Source organism: Nocardia lasii (assembly GCF_042658545.1).
Taxonomy (GTDB): Bacteria; Actinomycetota; Actinomycetes; order Mycobacteriales; family Mycobacteriaceae; genus Nocardia; species Nocardia lasii.
In genome coordinates this window covers 271945-289641 of record NZ_JBHSQN010000010.1, presented here as the reverse complement: position 1 = coordinate 289641, position 17697 = coordinate 271945, and the positions used below count along the sequence as shown (strand labels likewise).

General features: G+C 68.2%; 19 protein-coding genes and 1 pseudogene. 10 read left to right on the top strand and 10 right to left on the bottom strand.

The genetic code is table 11. The features are described 5' to 3' along the window. Positions 1-363: AMP-binding protein (locus ACFP3H_RS15920; protein WP_378606295.1), on the bottom strand; the 363-nt coding region annotated here is incomplete at its 3' end. A 76-nt stretch (positions 364-439) separates the two neighbouring features. Then, a pseudogene (locus ACFP3H_RS15915) lies at positions 440-1084 on the bottom strand (phosphotransferase family protein); the annotation flags it as partial. 211 nt (positions 1085-1295) lie between these two features. On the opposite strand from ACFP3H_RS15915, the gene ACFP3H_RS15910 reads away from it, so the two are divergent. Beyond that, on the top strand, positions 1296-1508 hold the full coding sequence (locus tag ACFP3H_RS15910; RefSeq protein ID WP_378606292.1) for a hypothetical protein: 213 nt from the start codon (positions 1296-1298) through the stop codon (positions 1506-1508). A 9-nt stretch (positions 1509-1517) separates the two neighbouring features. Beyond that, positions 1518-3038 carry an MFS transporter gene (locus ACFP3H_RS15905; RefSeq protein WP_378606289.1) on the top strand — a complete coding sequence of 507 codons (1521 nt, stop codon included), beginning with the start codon at positions 1518-1520 and terminating at the stop codon, positions 3036-3038. Positions 3039-3161: 123 nt separating this feature from the next. Here ACFP3H_RS15905 and ACFP3H_RS15900 read toward each other — a convergent pair whose 3' ends face one another. Then, positions 3162-4046 carry an esterase/lipase family protein gene (locus ACFP3H_RS15900; protein ID WP_378606287.1) on the bottom strand — a complete coding sequence of 295 codons (885 nt, stop codon included), beginning with the start codon at positions 4044-4046 and terminating at the stop codon, positions 3162-3164. Between the two features lie 143 nt (positions 4047-4189). Beyond that, positions 4190-4786 (bottom strand): QsdR family transcriptional regulator, encoded by a 597-nt coding sequence (locus tag ACFP3H_RS15895; RefSeq protein WP_378606284.1) that lies wholly within the window; start codon positions 4784-4786, stop codon positions 4190-4192. Between the two features lie 118 nt (positions 4787-4904). Between ACFP3H_RS15895 and ACFP3H_RS15890 the strand changes: the two genes are divergently transcribed. The 3 genes from ACFP3H_RS15890 to ACFP3H_RS15880 all read left to right on the top strand — a co-directional run bounded on the left by ACFP3H_RS15890 (position 4905) and on the right by ACFP3H_RS15880 (position 7078). Then, entirely contained in the window at positions 4905-5555 is a 651-nt protein-coding gene (locus ACFP3H_RS15890; RefSeq protein WP_378606281.1) for a hypothetical protein, read from the top strand. Next, a complete protein-coding gene (locus ACFP3H_RS15885) occupies positions 5542-6237 on the top strand; it encodes a Fic family protein (protein WP_378606278.1) in 696 nt (231 codons plus the stop codon). The genes ACFP3H_RS15890 and ACFP3H_RS15885 overlap by 14 nt, the downstream gene beginning before the upstream one ends. A gap of 373 nt (positions 6238-6610) precedes the next feature. Further along, positions 6611-7078, top strand: a complete 468-nt coding sequence (locus tag ACFP3H_RS15880) for a hypothetical protein (RefSeq protein ID WP_378606275.1) — start codon at positions 6611-6613, stop codon at positions 7076-7078. Here the strand turns inward: ACFP3H_RS15880 and ACFP3H_RS15875 are convergent. After that, complete coding sequence (locus tag ACFP3H_RS15875) at positions 7056-8024, bottom strand: hypothetical protein (RefSeq protein ID WP_378606272.1); 969 nt, start codon at positions 8022-8024, stop codon at positions 7056-7058. The two genes, ACFP3H_RS15880 and ACFP3H_RS15875, sit on opposite strands and share 23 nt — an antisense overlap. Before the next feature lie 394 nt (positions 8025-8418). Here ACFP3H_RS15875 and ACFP3H_RS15870 point away from each other — a divergent pair, with 394 nt between their 5' ends. The 4 genes from ACFP3H_RS15870 (at position 8419) to ACFP3H_RS15855 (ending at position 11767) form a co-directional block, all read left to right on the top strand. After that, positions 8419-9588 carry a ThiF family adenylyltransferase gene (locus ACFP3H_RS15870; RefSeq protein WP_378606269.1) on the top strand — a complete coding sequence of 390 codons (1170 nt, stop codon included), beginning with the start codon at positions 8419-8421 and terminating at the stop codon, positions 9586-9588. Then, entirely contained in the window at positions 9585-10217 is a 633-nt protein-coding gene (locus ACFP3H_RS15865) for a GNAT family N-acetyltransferase (RefSeq protein ID WP_378606266.1), read from the top strand. The genes ACFP3H_RS15870 and ACFP3H_RS15865 overlap by 4 nt, the downstream gene beginning before the upstream one ends. A gap of 172 nt (positions 10218-10389) precedes the next feature. Beyond that, the gene (locus ACFP3H_RS15860; RefSeq protein ID WP_378606263.1) at positions 10390-11364 is read left to right on the top strand and encodes a helix-turn-helix domain-containing protein; all 975 of its coding nucleotides are present in this window, start codon (positions 10390-10392) and stop codon (positions 11362-11364) included. A 190-nt stretch (positions 11365-11554) separates the two neighbouring features. Next, entirely contained in the window at positions 11555-11767 is a 213-nt protein-coding gene (locus ACFP3H_RS15855) for a helix-turn-helix domain-containing protein (protein ID WP_378606261.1), read from the top strand. Between the two features lie 7 nt (positions 11768-11774). On the opposite strand, the gene ACFP3H_RS15850 is transcribed toward ACFP3H_RS15855, so the two are convergent. Further along, positions 11775-13133: a cutinase family protein gene (locus tag ACFP3H_RS15850; protein WP_378606258.1), complete on the bottom strand. Its 1359-nt coding sequence runs from the start codon at positions 13131-13133 to the stop codon at positions 11775-11777. A gap of 253 nt (positions 13134-13386) precedes the next feature. Here ACFP3H_RS15850 and ACFP3H_RS15845 point away from each other — a divergent pair, with 253 nt between their 5' ends. Further along, complete coding sequence (locus tag ACFP3H_RS15845; protein ID WP_378606255.1) at positions 13387-14277, top strand: ADP-ribosylglycohydrolase family protein; 891 nt, start codon at positions 13387-13389, stop codon at positions 14275-14277. Between the two features lie 81 nt (positions 14278-14358). Here ACFP3H_RS15845 and ACFP3H_RS15840 read toward each other — a convergent pair whose 3' ends face one another. The 4 genes from ACFP3H_RS15840 to ACFP3H_RS15825 form a co-directional block, all read right to left on the bottom strand. Further along, entirely contained in the window at positions 14359-14766 is a 408-nt protein-coding gene (locus ACFP3H_RS15840; protein ID WP_378606252.1) for a DUF6924 domain-containing protein, read from the bottom strand. A gap of 65 nt (positions 14767-14831) precedes the next feature. Next, the gene (locus ACFP3H_RS15835; protein ID WP_378606249.1) at positions 14832-16562 is read right to left on the bottom strand and encodes a sensor histidine kinase; all 1731 of its coding nucleotides are present in this window, start codon (positions 16560-16562) and stop codon (positions 14832-14834) included. Between the two features lie 36 nt (positions 16563-16598). Beyond that, positions 16599-17243, bottom strand: coding sequence for a response regulator (locus ACFP3H_RS15830; RefSeq protein WP_378606246.1), 645 nt, complete (start codon positions 17241-17243; stop codon positions 16599-16601). A gap of 25 nt (positions 17244-17268) precedes the next feature. Continuing rightward, positions 17269-17664: a hypothetical protein gene (locus ACFP3H_RS15825; protein WP_378606243.1), complete on the bottom strand. Its 396-nt coding sequence runs from the start codon at positions 17662-17664 to the stop codon at positions 17269-17271. Positions 17665-17697: the final 33 nt, after the last annotated feature.

Below are 17697 nucleotides of genomic sequence, written 5' to 3'. Positions count from 1 at the left end.
CGCCGACGCGGCGGGACCCACTGCGTGCCAGGCGATCACGAGCGCGCAGGTCGCGTCGCTGAGCACATATTCGACTTCGGTTCGAGTCGACATCGTGTTGACCGGAACGACGACAGCACCGGCGACTTGAATGCCCATGTACGCGACGATGAATTCGGGAACCGACGGCGCCACGAGCAGCACCCGATCGCCGGCGCGAAGCCCGGAGTCGATCAGTATTGCCGCGTAATTGATACTGGCCGAACGTAATTGGTGATAGGTCCAGGCGCTGACACCACCGGGGGAGGTGCCGTCACCGCGTATCGCCACCGTGTCGGGATGGGAGTCCGCGTGCCGACGAACGGGGTCGAAAAGGTTTGCCATGATCGTGTCCTGTCGTCAGGGTTGCCGGGTGGCGTATTCGTCGGTTCGTCGAAGGTCATCGCCTGGTGGTCCTCGGTCACCGGCCGGCCGCGGTGGCCACCGCGTCGGCGAGGTCGACGAGGTGGTCGATCTGCGCGGTCGTGGGGGCTCCGGCGTGGGTGCTGTTGTCCGGGTTGTCGAGGGTGCGGCGTCGGACGCCTTCGGCGATGATCGCCAGCTTCCAGAGCCCGAGCGCGTGCCAGAAGGCCAGTGCGGCGCGATCGCGTCCGGTGTGGTCGAGGTACTCGTCGGCGAGCTCCCGCCTGTTGGGAAACCCGGGTAGCGCGGTCATCTCGAACCCGGGGACGGCGGGTTCGCCCGGTTCGCACCAGTAGGCGAGCAGGCTGCCGAGGTCGGCGAGCGGGTCGCCGAGGGTGCACAACTCCCAGTCCAGGACCGCGGTGATCGAGCCGTCGGTGGGCGCGATGATCAGGTTGCGCAGGTGGAAGTCGCCGTGCACCAGGGTCAGTTCGCGCTGTTCGGGGATGGCGGCGGCGAGTCGTGCGGTGAGCTGGTCCACTCGCGGCAACTCCCGGGTGCGGGACTGTTCCCACTGCCTGGACCAGCGACGGAGCTGCCGTTCGGCGTAGGGGCGGTGGGAGGCCAGGTCGCTCAGCCGGGTAGCGGCCAGGTCGACGGCGTGCACCTGGGCCAGGGCGCGGGCCGAGGCCAGCGAGGTGGCCGACTCGGCAGCGCTGCCGGTGTTGTGCGCGGATGCCGGGAACACGTCAGATGACTCCTTGCGATGGAACGAGTAGCCATAGACGTTCCATCAGGGCGGAGCCTGTGTCAACCCGCGCGGCTGAATTGCCTGAGAAGTATCGATTTCAGCTTTATTGGCAGTAAAGCGGTGATAGGACTTGTGGCAGAACAACGATGTCCTAGGAGCTCATATGACGTCCTCCGTCCGAATCACCTTCCCGCGCCGCCGTCCCGGTGCCGTGAAACGGCCGGCGCCGGCCGCAGCGGGCACACCCGCCGCCGCACCGCAGCGCCCGTTCACCCCGGTCGATCACGCGGGTGTCGGCGGGGATGCTGTTGGCGCGCAGCACTACCGCAACACACTCGACCCGGTGGACCGCCTCGACCGCCCCCGCAACGGCTGACCCGCGACCATGGCTGGATCATCGTTCGAACTCTGGAATCGGCAACTGGATCGGTTCCCCACCAACGGAAAGCGAGCGACCTATCTGGCGATTACCGTCGCCGCTACCGTGGTGCTGTACTACCAGCTCTACGTGCAAGGCTCGGTCGCGACGAAAGTCCTTGCCGACCTGGATATGTCGCTGACCTACTTCATTCTCGGTCAGGTCGTCGGCGGTCTCGTCGGGGTGCTCGGCGCGCTCGCGGCCGGTCTCGCCGATCGGTGGGGCCGGGCGAATCTCGTGGTCTACGGCTTGATCGTGGTGTCGCTACTGGTCGGGATCGGGGCGCCGAACGTCGACAGCGCCCTCGCCTACATGGTGGTTTTCGGGCTGATCGCCGGGGTCGAAGGGGTCGTGCTGGTCGCGACTCCCGCCCTGATCCGCGACTTCTCGCCACAGCTGCGCCGTGCGTCGGCCATGGGGTTCTGGACGCTCGGACCGGTGCTGGGCAGCTTGCTCGTCACCGCCGTCTCGAGTAACACCCTTGATACGCACCATGATTGGCGATTTCAGTTCCAGGTGGCCGGCATCGTCGGTGCGGTGATCTCGGTGGTCGCGTTCGTGGGGTTACGCGAACTCGCACCACCGCTGCGCGATCAGCGGATGGTGAGCATCCGTGACCGTGCGCTGGTGGAAGCGCGGGCACGCGACAGCTCGGCGGATCGGTCGACGCGCGGTCACTGGCGGCAGATGATGACCAGCCGGATCATCATTCCGGCCGGCGCGATCAGCTGCTACCTGCTGTTCTACTACGTGGCCGTCGGATTCCTGGTGCTGTTTTTGGTCACCACTTTCGGCTACAGCGAAGCCCGCGCGAACAGCCTGGCCACCTGGTACTGGATCGTGAACGCGGTGAGCCTCCTGGCGTTCGGGGTGTTGTCGGACGCGGTCGGGGTGCGCAAACCGTTCATGATCGTCGGCGGGCTGATCAGCGCGTTCGGGATCGGCTGGTTCGCGGTCGCCACCGGCGACAGCGGCACCCCCTACGCCCTGTTCGCCACGATCATCGTGGTGATCGCCCTCGGCACCGGGATGACGTTCGCGACCTGGATGGCGGCCTTCACCGAAACGGTGGAGGCGCGTAATCCGGCGGCGACGATGACCGGGTTGGCGGTATGGGGCGCGTGCGTGCGGGTGGTTGTCGCGTTGTCGTTGACCGCGCTGGTCTTCGCGATTCCCGCCGCCGGGGTGCTCGCCGAGTTCGGTCCCCACGTAACGCATACCTCGGCGGCGGTACGGGCCGGTGCGGAGGTTCCCGCAGCGGACCTCCAATACCTGGCTCAACACGGCGAGGACGTCCGTCGTGCGGCTCGCAACGCCCCGCGCCAGTGGCAACAGTTGTGGTGGGTATGCCTGGCGGCACAGCTGCTGTTCCTACCCTCGGTGTGGCTGATGGTGGGCCGGTGGCGCCCATCGTCGGCACGGGCCGACGCGCGACGGCACCGGGAAGCGGTCGAGGAGGAACTGTTCCAGCGCATGGTGCGCAGATGAACCCATTCGGGCCTCGGGCCGGACGGACGCCATCGACCCTGCTCGGCGTTTCCGGCCCGTAGCGGACAGGTGCCCGGACGTCTCGCGCAGCGCGAGACGTCCGGGCTGATCGGTGGGCGGAGCCTAGAAGCTCGGTCCGAAGTCGGTGCAGGTGGGCGTGAAATCAGGACCACCCCGGCCGAGCTGGTTCAGGATGTTCTGCTGGGTGGGGCTGTCGAGAGCCAGGCCGACGTGGCCGACCGGATTGCTGGGACATTGGTCCTGGATCAGGATGTTGGTGACGTCGCCGCCCTGCAGGAAGGCGTTGGTGTAGGGGGTCACGACGCGGTCGTTACGGGTCTGGATGACGACGTATCGGACGCCGGGCACGGTGTCGCCGTCGGCGAACAGGGCCTTTTGGAAATCCGAGCCGACCGTCTGCTGGATGCCGCCGGGGTATCCCAGCAGGGTGTAGGCGTCGGTGATCCAGCCGGTGAGGCGGGCAGCATCGGCCAGTTCGACCAGGCCGCGCGCGGTTGTGCCGTGGTTGCTGGGTGCCAGGCCGATGAGGGTGTCGACCTTGGCGGCGCCGCCGAGCCGCTTGATGTAGTAGTGGGGCATCATGCCGCCCTGCGAGTGCCCGACGACGTCGACCTTGGACGCACCGGTGGCGGCCAGGACCTTGTCGACGAAAACGCGCATGGTCTCGGCGGATCGGGCGATGTCACCGAGTCCGCCGACCAGGCCCATCGACAACGGGGTCATGCCGTAGTCGAAGGTGAACACGCAGTAGCCCGCGTCGGCGAGCTCGGGGGAGAGCACCCACCAGTTGAGGGCGGAGTTGGCCGTGGTGCCGTGGACCAGCACGACCGGGTTGGGGTGGGCGGCGCTGGGTCGGCAGTTCCAGTTGTTGGCCTGGGGCGGGGTGGTCTCGGCGTGTGTGGGGGCGGCGCTCACCGCGGTCCCTGCCAGGCACGCGGCCGCGGTGATCGTGGTGACAAGCCAGCGCTTGGCGTTGTGGGGTCTCATGGATGCTCCGATGGATCAGGCCGGGGGATGGGCCGTTCGAGGACCGCCGCGCCATGGGCCCTACAGCGCGTGATCTGTGACACACATATGAAACACCTAAACGAAGTGTTACACAAGTGTCGATCGGCGGTAACCGCCACCCACTACGCCGCCGGGGCCCGCAGGACACCTTCCACGAGCTGGCGAACCAGCAACACCGCGGTGGGGAAATTCGCGGTGTGACCGGTCAACACATCGGAGTACAGGATCGCCTCTTGCAGACGCACGGCCGCGTACCCCAAGGTCTGAAGGTCGATCAGCGGCACCAATCCGCCGTCGGCGACATCCCTGTCGAACAGTGCCACGTGCGCGGCCACCGCTCGCGGTTGAACCTGGCCGTGCGGATCGGTCAGCACCCGCATCGCGACCACGGGCTCCTTCTCCAGCAGCTCGACGAACCCCGCGTCGTTGACCGCCACTTCGCCGTAGAACTCCAGAATTCGCAAGCAGCGCAGCACACCCCGCTCATCGCGCACAGCCTGCCCGTACTGCTCCTCCCAGCGGGCGACAGCACGAACGAGAGCCCGATCGGCCAACCACCACAGCGCCTTGCCCATCAACTCCTCGCGATTGCCCACCCGCCGGAACAGCGTCGTCCGCGACATCTCGAATCGGATAGCGATCTCCCGAGTGTCCAATCGCGCACCCTCCACGACCAACCCGGCGGCGAACTGAACGATCTCATCGGTCGAAGCGCGCATGCACCGCACAATAGAGGGGTCGGCGCCGCGAAGCCTTTCGCGGGATCCACGCGATCAGGAGACGTCGACGGCTCTCGTCGGCACCGCATCGCTGTGTCGTTGCTACACAATGAGCTTCGTGACGATGTGGGACTACCATCCGAGAACTCTGTCCTGGGTCGATATCGATCCGGCGACCCACGCCTTCGACGTCGGCGCGGCGACGGCGCTGGTCGGCACCCTGCCGCCGCCGGACCCTGCGGACCGCGAGCGTTGGGTCGTTTCGGTCTCTCGAGCGTTGGGCGAACAGGTCGGCGTCTGGACCTATGGTTGGTCTTGGGGGCGTGACGAGTCGGACTTCGGTGGTGGGCCGGTCTCGGCGTGGTGCTGCCTGGATCATTCGGTCGGTGAGCCGCAGGAGACGGTAGCGCGCACGCTGGGAGCGCTCGTCGAGTGGCGGGCCTGGCTCGAACGGCTCACGGCGTGCTTCGACACGCTGGCGCTGCCCGACGGCCCGGCCGAAGAAAGGGCCTCGGCGTGGGAGCAGGCGGTTCCCGTGCTGGTTACCGAGGTCGTCACCCAGACCGGTGCGGGCGACGCGTGGTATCAGCACGCGGAGCAGGTCCTGGGATGGTTCTTGCAGCGCGAGGGCGTCCCCGCCGGGTGTGCCGCTGAGCTGATCGACGAGGCCATCGGCGGACGGTTTCACAGTTGGATCAGCCCGGAGGGATCGGTCGTGGTGTCGGTTGCCGAAAAGTTGGCCGCGGGACTCGCAGATGCTGGTGCGTGATGATCTGCGGGCCTGGCTCGCGGTGCGGGCAGCGGTGCCCTGGGCCGAGATCGGCGAGTCGATTGTCGAACCGGTGGTTGGGCGCCGCGACGGTGTCGTGTCCTACGTGGACGGCGCGGGCTGGGATTCGCCGCGCACAGATCGGCTGCGAGTCGCACTCGCTGCGGCGCGGGCAGCTCCGGATCTGACTCTCGACCGGCTCGCGGACTGGCATCGAATTGCCATGGGCGCCAGGCGCGCTCAGTCGTTTCGGACCGTCCCCGCTTTCGCCAAGGGCGGCCGGGAACGCTACGGCGTGGATGCCGGCACGTCCGCGGAGTTCGAGAACCACTTGCTCGAGGCCGCCGACCCCGCGGTGGCGTTGGCGGCTCGCGCGGCCCGGGTCTATTCGGATGTGTGCTTTTTTCACCCGTTCTCCGACGGGAACGCCCGCGCCGCGATGCTGGCGATCTACCACGTGCTCGCTCGCGGCGGGGTGGTACTCGACCAGGCCGGACCGGTGCTCGCGGTGAGCAGGCGCGCCGATGACCACGCCGCCGCACTGGTGCTGGTGCGGCTCGTTGACGTGCTGATCGACGCGACCCGGGCGCGCTGTCGAGGAGGGCCGACAACTAACGATCAAGATCGTAGGTCGTCCGCCCATGCCGGTTACTCGTCTTCCTCGACAAGCATCCGCAGGTAGCGGTCGAGGAATTCGCCCTCGTCGAATCCTGCCGATGCCGTCGCCACGAACCGCCGGACCCGCGGCATGATCGGGGTGAGCGCGCCGTCGACCTTGCTGTTTGTCGTCGCGGACGGACTCGATCGGGATCGGCCGTGAACGGCACGTCGTTGTGAATCACCGGCCGGATCAACTCGGAACAATAGTCAGAACCGTGCCGAGGAGCCGGTGGCGCAGGAGAGATCGAACGCTGGCCCTGCGGGTTAGTCCTTCGCGGAGCGGACAGCCGAGATTCCGGCGAGGTAACGGCAGCAAACCGTTAGTCGATGGAACAATCGACGCCGAACCTCTCTCATGCCATCGCCCGTGCAGCACTCGCAGTCGAAAGGCTGAAATGTCCCATCGGAAACTTGCTGAGATCTCCCTGGTCACCGGTGCGGTAGTCGCCGCTCTCGTCGCCACCAGTGCCCCCGCCGCAGCCTCGAACTACATCCCCGTCGAGCTCCCCATGATCACCACCGCCGCGCACGGCCTCGGATGTGCCGGCGACGTCTGGGCGGTGGGCAACGTCTACCCCGACGGCGACGTCCCCGGCATCGTCGACCTCCAACTCAAAGGCTGGCTGAAGGTCTTCGACATCCCCGCCCCCTGGTGCACGTTGGCCCCCACCGTCCACTGGCGCAACCTCGACACCGGCGCCACCGGCCACGCCTCCACCCCACTCGGCGCCTGGCAACCCTTCTTCTGGGCGGCCCCGGTGGTAGGCAACCTCCGCCTCGAAACCGGCCCCGGCCAAGTCGAATTCACCCTCACCACCGACCTGCCCCACGCCCCGAGCGTCACGAACTTCCGGGTGTACTGACACCGACCCTCGGCCGATTCGAACACGTCAGGATTCGGCCGTCTTCGGTGCCGATGAGGAGCCGACCGGTTGCGGTAACGGTCAGGGCGGTCGGTGTGACAGGGATCGTGTCGATGGTGAGATGTCGGCGCTGAAGTACGGTGCCGGAGCGGAGTTCGAGTGCCACGAGCTCACCGTCGTCGTAACCGATGTAGACGGTCCCTTCGTCGGCATCCAGCGCGGTGGCCCTGTGGTCGGTGCGGAAGATCCAGGTCGGTTCTCCGGTCCTGGTGCGCCGCACGACGAATGACCCGCCGGGCTGTAACCCCTGACCGTGGTAGACGGTCCCCGCGTAGACCAGGTCACCGTCGACTGTCTCCACGCCGGGCCCGGCGAAGTGTGTTTCGCCGGGTTCCCAGGAGAACGGGAACACTCGGGTGAAGTCGGCGGGCTTCGGTGCGCGCGGATATCGGGTTGTCGGTGTCGCTTCCGGATCGGCGACCGCCAGCCATATTTCGTGCTCGTCGATTCCCACCGCGTCTTCGTCGTGCAGGATGTCGTAGAAGTAGATGCGGGTGCCGCGCCGGATATGAAGCCTGCTGCGTTCGTTGTTGGAGCCTTCCGGCGCCAGTGCCGCCGAACCATCGGCGCAGCGCACCAGCGACATCGGAGCGCCGGGGTTCAGGTGGTCGAGCCGCGCCCCGTCGTCGAGGGAGAGTCGGACCACCGATTGCGGCTCGTCGCGTCCGGGGCGGATCAGGGCGGTCCAGGCCGACCGCTCGTCGGCCGCCACGACGATGTCACGCCCACCTATCTGATCGGAGACAGCCCACTGCCGTTGCCCCGAGGGCGACCAGGATTCCAGCCCGACGCCGTCGAGCGCGGCGATGATCCTGCCGTCGGACAGCTTCCCCGGCCACTGCCAGCACCTGTCGGCGCCTGTCGTCGACGACGAGGACGGGATCACCGATTTCGGCGAAGGGACGATCCCCGATGATCCGGTCGATCCGGAACGTGATGGGCATGCAAGCGTCCTGCCCGGACTGCTGATCTATCTCGCGATGCGCTGCCAGTGGTGGACCGCGGACATGAACGCAGCCGGTCGCGTTCGCGCTGTGCCGGAGTCGGGCGCGTCGAGAGATGGTGCTTGCTGGAGTATCGCGTCCTCGAGACGCGGTCGTCGAGCCGTTGCTGTTCGCGTCGACTTGCTCGGTGGGAGTCGTGTTCTGGCTGAACGATTTTCGCGCCGTGCCGAGGAATCGCGAATGTGTTAGCTGAAAGTGTGCTGTGTGTATTCTTGCCGCGTCTGGTCGAGAGAGGCGAGCGAGAGTTCGAGGCCTCATGAGCGTCGGAGGTTGCACATGATTCGGGAACGCTCGGCTCCGCGTCCGGCGGTACTCACGCCCGGCGCCGCGACATCGCAGTTCCGGCCCGTGCTGTTCGACGCGTCGACAGCGGAGGGGCTGCGGGGGCTGGAAGCGCTGGCGGCGTCGGGTTCGGTCGGTGCGGTGCACGACACGATCGCCGATCAGCTCGACGAGTTGATTCGCTGTGACGATCCCGCGCTCGCGCGGTCGTCGGTCGCGGCACGGGAGCGAGTCCTCGACGGAATGCCGTTGTGGCAGTGGGGAATCTGGGTGTTCTATCCGTGGAGCGGCCGGTTGGTGCATGTGCTGGGGCGCGAGGATTTCCAGCGGGTGCGCACCGATCGCAATCGCGACAAGATCGACCGGGAGCAGCAGCGCGACCTGCGGGGGCGGCGGATCGGGGTGGTGGGGTTGTCGGTGGGCAACAGCGCGGCGGTGACGTTGGCGATGGAGGGGGTCGGCGGGTCGTTCCGGTTGGCCGACTTCGACACGCTCGGGCTGTCGAATCTGAATCGGTTGCGGGCCGGGGTGGGTGATCTCGGGGTTGCCAAAGGAGTGCTGGCGGCGCGTCAAATGTTCGAGATCGACCCCTATCTCGACATCGAGGTGTGCGGCGACGGGTTGACCGAGGAGTCGATCGGGCCGTTCTTCGACGGCGTCGACGGCACCGACCCGCTGGACCTGCTGGTGGAGGAATGCGACACGGTCTGGGCGAAAGTCGCTGCGCGCGAGTACGCGCGGGGCCGGGGGATCCCGGTGCTGATGGACGCCAACGATCGTGGCCTGCTCGATGTGGAGCGCTTCGATCGCGAACCGCACCGCCCGCTGTTCCACGGTCGCATCGGCACGGTGACCTCGGCCGATGTCGCCGGGATGGATCGGGGTGAGCTGCTGGCGTTGTTGCTGGCGGTGGTCGATGAGCAGCGGCTGAGTCCGGCGATGCGCGAGGCCATCGGCGAGATCGGGCGGAGTCTGTCGAGTTGGCCGCAACTCGCCTCCGGGGTGATGCTCGGGGGCGCCCTGGTGGCGGACACGGCGCGCCGGATCCTGCTCGGCGAGTCGATCGAATCGGGGCGAACCTACATCGACCTCGAGGAGCTCGTTCCCGCGCGGGATCCGCGGGTCGCGGCGGCCTTCGCGCGCGCGGTGGAGGTGCTGCGATGACGATCGACCTGCGCGATGTGGACCTGGTCGGCGCGCGGCTGCGATTGCGTGACCTGCGGGCCGGCGATCTCGGCGTCTATCAGCGGATCTTCACCGACCCGCACCTGACCCGGTACATGGGCACCGACAGCATGGGGGTGCAGGCGGCCGCGGCGTCGTTCGAGGCCGCCATGTGCTCACGCGGGGAGAGTCCGCGGCGCAAGTACACACTCGCGATCACGGCGTCGGGCGCGGACACCATGCTCGGCACCATCGGCCTGCTGGTGGAGGATTTCGGCAGCAACGCGATGATCGGCGGTCTGGTCGTGCTCCCGGACGGCGGGCTGCGCGCGGGTGGCATCGAGGCGGGGCGGCTCATGGCGGCCTTCGCCTTCGGCCCGCTCGGAATCCACCGGGTGTGGGCCGGGCACCGCCACGACCATCCGGTGATGGACACGGTGATGGCGGGAGTGGGCTTGACACCGGAAGCGCGACTGCGTCAGCTCTATCGAACGCAGGGGCAGTGGCGCGATGTGTGCACCTACGCGGCGTTGCGACCGGAGTGGGCTGCGACGGCGACACCGGCGGAACGGCGGATCCTGGCGTTACGGCCCGGCGCGGCACGGGAACACCTCACCGTCGGTCGGTGAAGTCGGTGCGCGACTCTGACGAATCGGGCACCGAGCGGGCCATAGCGCGATAACATCGCCGAATACCGGCCCGTGCCATCGCTTTTGTCCGAATCGCCACCACCCGAAACGCGCAGCGGCCGTCGACGGGAGGGCCTCCATCGTCGGCGAGAAACCGAAGTGGAGATCACCCATGGCAGTGTTGATCGACTCCGACTACTTCACCCCGGCGGACCGGCGCGAGGCCGTCACCGCGATCCTGCAGGAAGCCGACATCGGGGCGAACCTGCGGATGTGGGACGCGCCCGCCGACGTGGTCAGCCGCCACCAGGCCTGGATGTTGGGTCCGATCGCGCTGACCCGCTCGGAGGTGTCCGGTCACCAGGTCTGTCGCACCGGTCGGCACGAACGATCCACGCCCAGCGACACTCTGACGGTGACCGTGCAGACCGGCCAGGTCCGCAGGCACGAACAGTTCGGTGCGCAAACGCTGATCGAACCCGGCTCCTGCGAAGTGATCGACCTGGCCCCCACCTTCGCCTCCGGCTGGCACGGGCTCGGCGGCACGCTGTGCCTGCAACTGTCGCGCGAGCGCCTCGGCATCTCCGCGGAAACGGTCGTCGCGGCGCACGGGCGGCTGGCGGCCTCGCCGCTGTATCCGATGGTCACCGCGCAGATCCAGTATCTCGTCGGGATCGCCGATCAGCTCGAGGCCGATCCGGCGGCCGCCTCGGTGGGTGAGTCGTGTCTGGAAATGGTTCGGGCGCTGCTGATCTCGGCGGCCGGGCGCGGACCGGGTGACGGCGGCGCCATCCCGGATCAACTGCTGATCGAGCAGATCCTCGAGTACGTGCGCGCGCACCTGTCGGATCCGGCCTTGAAGATCCCCGCCATCGCCGCCGCCAACAACATCTCCGTGCGGCACCTGTACAAGGTCTGCGCGCAGTCCGATATCAGCCTCGAGCAGTGGATCATCGAACACCGCCTGGCCAGGGCCAGGGAGATGCTGGTCGATATCGGCTACGCGCACCGGTCCATCGCGTCGGTGGCCGGCGCCGTGGGTTTCCGTGACCCCGCCCATTTCGCCCGTCGATTCCGTGAGGCGTTCGGCATGACCCCCCGCGACTGGCGTCGCAGCGCCACCGATTCGGACAACTCGCCGACGTAGTTGTCGGCGGGGCGCGAGGTTGTGCGTGCACAGTCAGGTGCCGTGCAGTCACAGCCTCCTTCGCGGGCCGATTCACCGATATCTTTCGAATGTGGTTGCGCGAGACCACATCAGCAAGACGGAGTGTTCGCCGATGGACACCCCGCGCCGATGTGGTCCGTGCCGAGGGCATCGAGAGAAAGGGGAGACCATGTCCACGATCGGCAAAGCCATTCGGGCGGCGAGGATGGCCTCCGGATTCACCCAGGCGGAGTTGGCCGACTGGATCGGAATCACGGACGGAAACCAGATCAGCCGTTGGGAACGCGACGTGGTAACACCCAACCCCGACAATGTCGGTGAGTTGAAGCGGGTCCTCGGCGTGCGTCTGGACAGCCCGTCCGGTGGTGCGGTGTCGTGTTGATCCGGTCCTACGACACCACCTGGGCGCTCAGGTAGCTCAGGAGAAGGGGGACGTCGTCGCCGTAGTCGATGTGGGCGGCGGAGGCATAGAAGTTCGCCACATCGAGGCCCTGGCGGCCCAGCTGGAACAGTTCGTCCACCGTCGCGGGGTCGGTGACGCTGAGCAGGGTGCGGGTGGTGGCGTGCAGGTCGGAGCGGATACCGGCGGCGACGGGGCCGAGCACGGAACCGGTGAGGTCGGCGCCGGTGGCGAGCACGGTGGCCAGGTCGGCCGCAGCGGCGAGGGGGTCGTTGCGTTCGAGGGATTCGATCGCGCGCCACAGGATTTCCTGGATGCGGCCCGCACCGTCGGCGATGCTCAGCAAGTCGATGGTTTCCAGGGCGTCGGCGATCACGCTGACGCCCGCGGCGCGACCGGACGGGTCGGCCGCGGCGGCGGCACGGATGACCTGGGCGACCAGGACCCGATCCACCTCCGCGGCGGCCTGGACCAGCGGGGCGAGGGCGAGGTTGATCGCGCGCGCGGTGCGGTGCGCACCGTGGATGTCACCCGCGGCGAGGTACTCCGGCAGGCGGGTGAGGTCCTCGGCGATGCCGGGCAGGTTCGCCGCGGTGGCGGACCAGCCCGCACCCATGGTGACGGCCTGATTGATCAGGCTGCTCGGATCCGCTGTCGCGGGAAGCAGGTTCGCGATCGGGGTGGGATCACCGCTCAGGACCCGGCCCAGGACGGCCAGGAACGGGGAGGCGGCGGCATCGAGGGAGCAGTACAGGTCGCCGTCGGCGCACAGGGTGCGCACCCGGTCGGTCAGCGCGCCGAAGTCCCGGTCGCGCGATCCGGCGATGCCGCGACCGGGCTGTGGATTCCCCAGCGACACCGTGGTGTTCGGATCGCGATGCGGATCGGCCAGTAGTCCGACCCCGACCACCCGATCGGCGGCGATGGGCCCCTCGCCGTTGCCGATCTCGGTGGCGAGGTCGCCGACACCGTCCGCGCCCTGGCTGTACCCGGCGAGGACGACCCGCGTCGAGTCGCACAGGCCGCGCAGCATCTGACGCAAGCGGGAATCCAGGGTGCTCAGCGACTCCGCGTAGGTCAGCCCCAGGTCGAAAGCGCTGGCGGCATAGGGGGCGTAGAGCACTGTGATGTCACGGCCGAACTGCCGTCGCAGACCATCGCCGATCGGCCGGAGCATCCCGACCGGAATCCCGGGATCCGCACCCAGCGTGGTCTCCCACGTCCCCGGCGCGAGCACGGCCGTATAGGGAGTGCACGCCTGCCCACCGGGTGTCTCCGCCCGCGCGACCCCCGCGTTTCCCCCCGCGGCGACCACGGCCACCAGCACCGCCGCCGCAGATCTCGACAACCTGCCCATGGTCCACTTCCTCTGTCACCGAAGGGGATTCGCATCCGCCCCAATTCTCGCCACTGCCCACCGATTCCGCCGACTTTTCAGACACAGTTTCATTTCAGATTCGACACCCGGTCGACCCTGTCGAACCCTGTTCCCCACTCTCGACGTGACGCTCACTGTCACTGACCTCGTCGGCTACATCGATCGCAGTCTCGATGCGCATCTGGCCCGCCGGCCCGGTCATCGCGACTGGCAGACTGGTTCGATGGACGCGGAGAGGCAGGCGCGGGCGTTGGGCTCGTTGCGAGGGTTGGCGGTCGGGGACGCGTTCGGGGCCTGCTTCGACGACGCGATCAATCACGGGGCGTTGCGATCCCGCACGTTGCTGCCCGGTCCCTGGTTGTGGACCGACGACACGCAGATGGCGTGCTCGATCTTCGCGGTGTTGAGTGCGCACGGCCGGATCGATCAGGATTCGCTGGCGCGTTCGTTCGCCGATCGGTACGACATCTACCGCCGATACGGGCCCGGGACGAGTCGGATCCTGCGGCTGATCCGCCACAAGGGTTACCCCTGGCGCGAACTCGCTCGGCAGGCGCGGGATGGGCGGGAATCCTGGGGCAACGGCGCGTCGATGCGGGTGGCGCCGCTGGGGGCGTGGTTCGCCGACGATCCGGACCGCGTCATCGATGAGGCCGCGGCGTCGGCGGTGGTCACCCACACCCACCCCGACGCGGTAGCCGGTGCGGTCGCGGTTGCGCTGGCCGCCGCCATCACCGCGGCGGACCCACCGATGCGGGGGATCCACTTCCTCGACGCGGTGGCCGCCCACACGCCGTCGGGCCCGGTCCGCGACAAGATCCGACAAGCCCGGCTGATCACCGACTCCACCGCCGCCGCAACAGAATTGGGCGTCGGACACCACACCTCCGCCCTCGACACCGTCCCCTTCTGTCTCTGGATCGTCGCCCACCACGCCCCCGATTTCGCCGCCGCGTGCTGGACCGCCGCTGCGGCGGGCGGCGACATCGACACCACCTGCGCGATCGTCGGCGGCATCCTCGCCGCCGCACCCCCGACCTGGCTCGCCCGCTGCGAGCCGCTACCCGACTGGGCGACCACACGGTCCGTTGCGACGCGGCCCTCGAACGACTGAACTGCTGCGCCAGGCGACGACCCGAGGCGGGTGACCGCTGTCGGTGGATTGCCGCCGACAAGACCACCGGCGCCCTACCGGCTACTGATCCCAGCCGCGATACACCCCGTTCGCGTCGACATTGTCGGCGAAGTCGTCGAAATCCATATTGGCGAGGAAGAGGTTGACCTCGACGCCGGCCATCGCGCTCGGTGCGATTCGGAAGGTCGCAAGGTCGTCACTCGCGGTGTCGACGGCCAGAATCGGGTGGTCGGGGTCGGTCATCGTGGTGGTGTCGGCGAGGAAGAGGTAGGACTGGTCGGCGATCAGGTTCGGCAACGCGGCGAGGGGCAGGTTGTCGAAGGCCGCGTCGTCGACCGGGGTCAGTCCCGTCACAGTGTCTTCGTCATAGGACGCGACGACCGCCGCGAGGGTCTGGGCCCACGCCGCATCGTCGGTGAAATCAGTACGCACCAGCAGTGATTCGCCCTCGGGCAGAGACCGTGTCATGCCGGAGATTGTGCGCTACGACCGCGGAATTCGGTGGTACGACACAGTGTTGGGGTGCGATCGGTTCATCCCAATGGTGCCGTCCAGCGGGCCGTCGTTCCCCCGCGTGTGTTGGGGCCGATGGTGAAGGTGCCGCCCATTTCGGTGGCGCGGTGGGTGAGGTTGGCCAGGCCGCTGTGGCGGGTGGGGGTGGGGGAGATGCCGGTGCCGTCGTCGGTGACCTCGATGGTGACCTCGTCGCGGACGGTCAGTTCCACGCCGACGGTGCTCGCGCTCGCGTGGCGCACCACGTTGCTCACGGTTTCGCGCAGGACCGCTTCGACGTGGTCGGACAGGGGTGGTTCGAGGACGGTGACGGGGCCGGCCAGGCGGATGGTGGTGCGCAGGCCGGTTTCGGCGGTCATGTCGGTGATGATGTCGTGCAACCGTTTTCGGTAGGTGGAGGAGTCGGTGGCGGTGTTGCTCTGCAGGTCGAAGATCGAGAAGCGGATGTCCTGGACGATGGCCTGGATGTCGTCGATGGTCTCGTCGAGGCGGTCGCGGACGTCGGCGGAGCGGGCGCGCTGCATGGTGCCCTGCAGGGACAGGCCGACCGCGAACAGGCGTTGGATGACGTGGTCGTGCAGGCCGCGGGCGATGCGGTCGCGGTCGGCGTAGACGTCGAGTTCGCGCATGCGACGCTGGGTGTCGGCCAACTGCAGGGCGACGGCGGCCTGGTCGGCGTAGGTGGTCATCAGGGCCTGGTCGGATTCGCCGAGACGCCCGGCGCCCGCGGGGAACACCGAGGTCAGCACGCCGGTCACCGAGCCGTTCGCGCGCAGCGGCAGGGTGAGTTCGGGGCCGAACTCCTCGGCCGATTCGAGCAGGGAGGTCGGGGTGTCGGTGGCGACCACCTCGCCGTGGCGGAAGGCCGCCGCCGAGCGCGAGGTCGCGAGCGGGATGTGTTTGCCGACCAGGGCATCCGCGCCGAGCCCTGCCGCGGCGACCACGACGAGTTCGGTGATCTCGTCGTGCGGGACATCGGGGTCCTCGGGCAGGGCCAGGAAGGTGCAGGCCGCGCCGGTCAGTGAGCGTCCGCGTTCGGCGACCAGGCGCAGCACGTCCTTGGACGGGCTGCCCGCCAGCAGTTCGGTCGCCACGTCACGGATCGCCTCGAGCCAGAGTTGGCGCACCCGCGACTGCTCGTAGAGGCGCGCGTTCTCGATCGCGATACCGGCGGCCGCGGCCAGGGCCCGCACCACCACCTCGTCGTCCTCGGTGAACTCCTGCCCGCCCGCCTTCTCGGTGAGGTACAGGTTGCCGAACACCTCGTCGCGGACCTGCACCGGAACGCCGAGGAAGGTGCGCATGGGCGGGTGGTTGGCCGGGAAGCCCACCGAGGCCGGATGATCGGACAGCGTCGACAGGCGAAGCGGTTTCGGTTCGGCGATGAGTAAGCCGAGTACGCCGTGCCCGCGCGGCAGGTCGCCGATCAGCACGCGGGTGCGGTCGTCGATGCCCTCGTAGACGAATTCGCTGAGCTGATTGCTCATCCGGTCGGTGTCGCGCACGCCGAGCGCGCCGTAACCGGCGTCGACGAGTTCGATGGCGGTGTGCACGATGGTGCGCAGGGTGTTGTCCAGGTCCAGGCCCGCGGTCACCACCAGCATGGCCTCCATGAGCCGGTCCATCCGGTCGCGCACGTCCACGATCTGGGTGATCCGGTCCTGCACCTCGGCCAACAGTTCACGCAGTCGCAGCTGAGACAGGGTTTCGGTCACCGGAAGCCGACCTCCCGGCCCCGAGGTCTCGTTCATAGCGGCATTGTTCCACGCTGCCGCCGCCCACAGTCCTCATCGGCGGTCTTCGCGCCGCAGATCAGCGGCCATGACCGCGGCTTGGGTGCGTCGCTCGACACCCAGTTTGGTCAGCAGCCGCGACACATAGTTCTTGACGGTTTTCTCGGCGAGGAACATGCGCGCGGCGATCTGCCGGTTGGTCAGCCCCTCGCCCAGCAGCGACAGCAGGGTGCGTTCCTGGTCGGTGAGCCGGGCCAGCGGGCCGGTCTTCTCCTCGGCCTCGGACCGCAGTTTGGCCATCAGGGCGGCGGCGGCCCGGTTGTCGAGCAGGGAGCGGCCCGCGCCGACCTCGCGCACGGCGTTGATCAGTTCCAGGCTGCGGATGTCCTTGACGACATAGCCGCTGGCACCGGCGAGAATCGCGTCGAGCATGGCCTGTTCGTCGGTGAACGAGGTCAGGATCAGACAGCGCAGGCCGGGTTCGGCCGAGAGCAGTTCACGGCACAGTTCGATGCCGTTGCCGTCGGGCAGGCGCAGGTCGAGCACCACCACGTCGGGGCGAAGGGCGGGAATGCGGGCCAGAGCCTGGGCGCAGGACTCGGCCTCGCCGATCACCTCGAGGTCGGGTTCGAGGGCGATGAGATCGCCGACGCCGCGGCGGACGATCTCGTGGTCGTCGACGAGGAACACCGTGGTCATCGCCTGCCCCTTTCTCGCGGTGTGCTCATCTCAGTGTCGCACCGCGCGCGGGCACGGGGGGAGCGCCGAGCGCGGCCACGATGACGGCGAGGATCACGCACACCGGCTGGATCCAGCTGAATTCGCGTAAGACCAACAGCTGCAACAGAATCCAGCCGATCAGCGCGCACGCCGCGAGCATGGTCGTCTGCGCGGTGCGCACGAACGCGACCACCGTCATCGGCACCCCCACCACCAGCGCCAGCATCGCCCCGGCCAGGACCGGGCTCTGCCACGGCAGTCGGGCCCGCGCGAGGGGGCCGAGGTCGAGGGCGCCGGTGATCAGGGCGAACGCGCCCGCGAACGCCCAGATCGCCAGCAGACCCGCGATCAGGCACAGCACCGACTGTCGGGGGTCGAGGCGGCGCAGGGTCGACATCATGGGTTCAGCCTCGCGCGTGCGCGCCGGTCATCG

What these genes read in the sequence shown, in the direction of transcription:
- ACFP3H_RS15910 (WP_378606292.1), top strand. Translation starts at nt 1,296, where the DNA reads ATGACGTCCTCCGTCCGAATCACCTTCCCGCGCCGCCGTCCCGGTGCC.
- ACFP3H_RS15905 (WP_378606289.1), top strand. Translation starts at nt 1,518, where the DNA reads ATGGCTGGATCATCGTTCGAACTCTGGAATCGGCAACTGGATCGGTTC.
- ACFP3H_RS15900 (WP_378606287.1), bottom strand. Translation starts at nt 4,046, where the DNA reads ATGAGACCCCACAACGCCAAGCGCTGGCTTGTCACCACGATCACCGCG.
- ACFP3H_RS15895 (WP_378606284.1), bottom strand. Translation starts at nt 4,786, where the DNA reads ATGCGCGCTTCGACCGATGAGATCGTTCAGTTCGCCGCCGGGTTGGTC.
- ACFP3H_RS15885 (WP_378606278.1), top strand. Translation starts at nt 5,542, where the DNA reads ATGCTGGTGCGTGATGATCTGCGGGCCTGGCTCGCGGTGCGGGCAGCG.
- ACFP3H_RS15880 (WP_378606275.1), top strand. Translation starts at nt 6,611, where the DNA reads ATGTCCCATCGGAAACTTGCTGAGATCTCCCTGGTCACCGGTGCGGTA.
- ACFP3H_RS15870 (WP_378606269.1), top strand. Translation starts at nt 8,419, where the DNA reads ATGATTCGGGAACGCTCGGCTCCGCGTCCGGCGGTACTCACGCCCGGC.
- ACFP3H_RS15865 (WP_378606266.1), top strand. Translation starts at nt 9,585, where the DNA reads ATGACGATCGACCTGCGCGATGTGGACCTGGTCGGCGCGCGGCTGCGA.
- ACFP3H_RS15860 (WP_378606263.1), top strand. Translation starts at nt 10,390, where the DNA reads ATGGCAGTGTTGATCGACTCCGACTACTTCACCCCGGCGGACCGGCGC.
- ACFP3H_RS15855 (WP_378606261.1), top strand. Translation starts at nt 11,555, where the DNA reads ATGTCCACGATCGGCAAAGCCATTCGGGCGGCGAGGATGGCCTCCGGA.
- ACFP3H_RS15845 (WP_378606255.1), top strand. Translation starts at nt 13,387, where the DNA reads ATGGACGCGGAGAGGCAGGCGCGGGCGTTGGGCTCGTTGCGAGGGTTG.
- ACFP3H_RS15840 (WP_378606252.1), bottom strand. Translation starts at nt 14,766, where the DNA reads ATGACACGGTCTCTGCCCGAGGGCGAATCACTGCTGGTGCGTACTGAT.
- ACFP3H_RS15835 (WP_378606249.1), bottom strand. Translation starts at nt 16,562, where the DNA reads ATGAACGAGACCTCGGGGCCGGGAGGTCGGCTTCCGGTGACCGAAACC.
- ACFP3H_RS15830 (WP_378606246.1), bottom strand. Translation starts at nt 17,243, where the DNA reads ATGACCACGGTGTTCCTCGTCGACGACCACGAGATCGTCCGCCGCGGC.
- ACFP3H_RS15825 (WP_378606243.1), bottom strand. Translation starts at nt 17,664, where the DNA reads ATGATGTCGACCCTGCGCCGCCTCGACCCCCGACAGTCGGTGCTGTGC.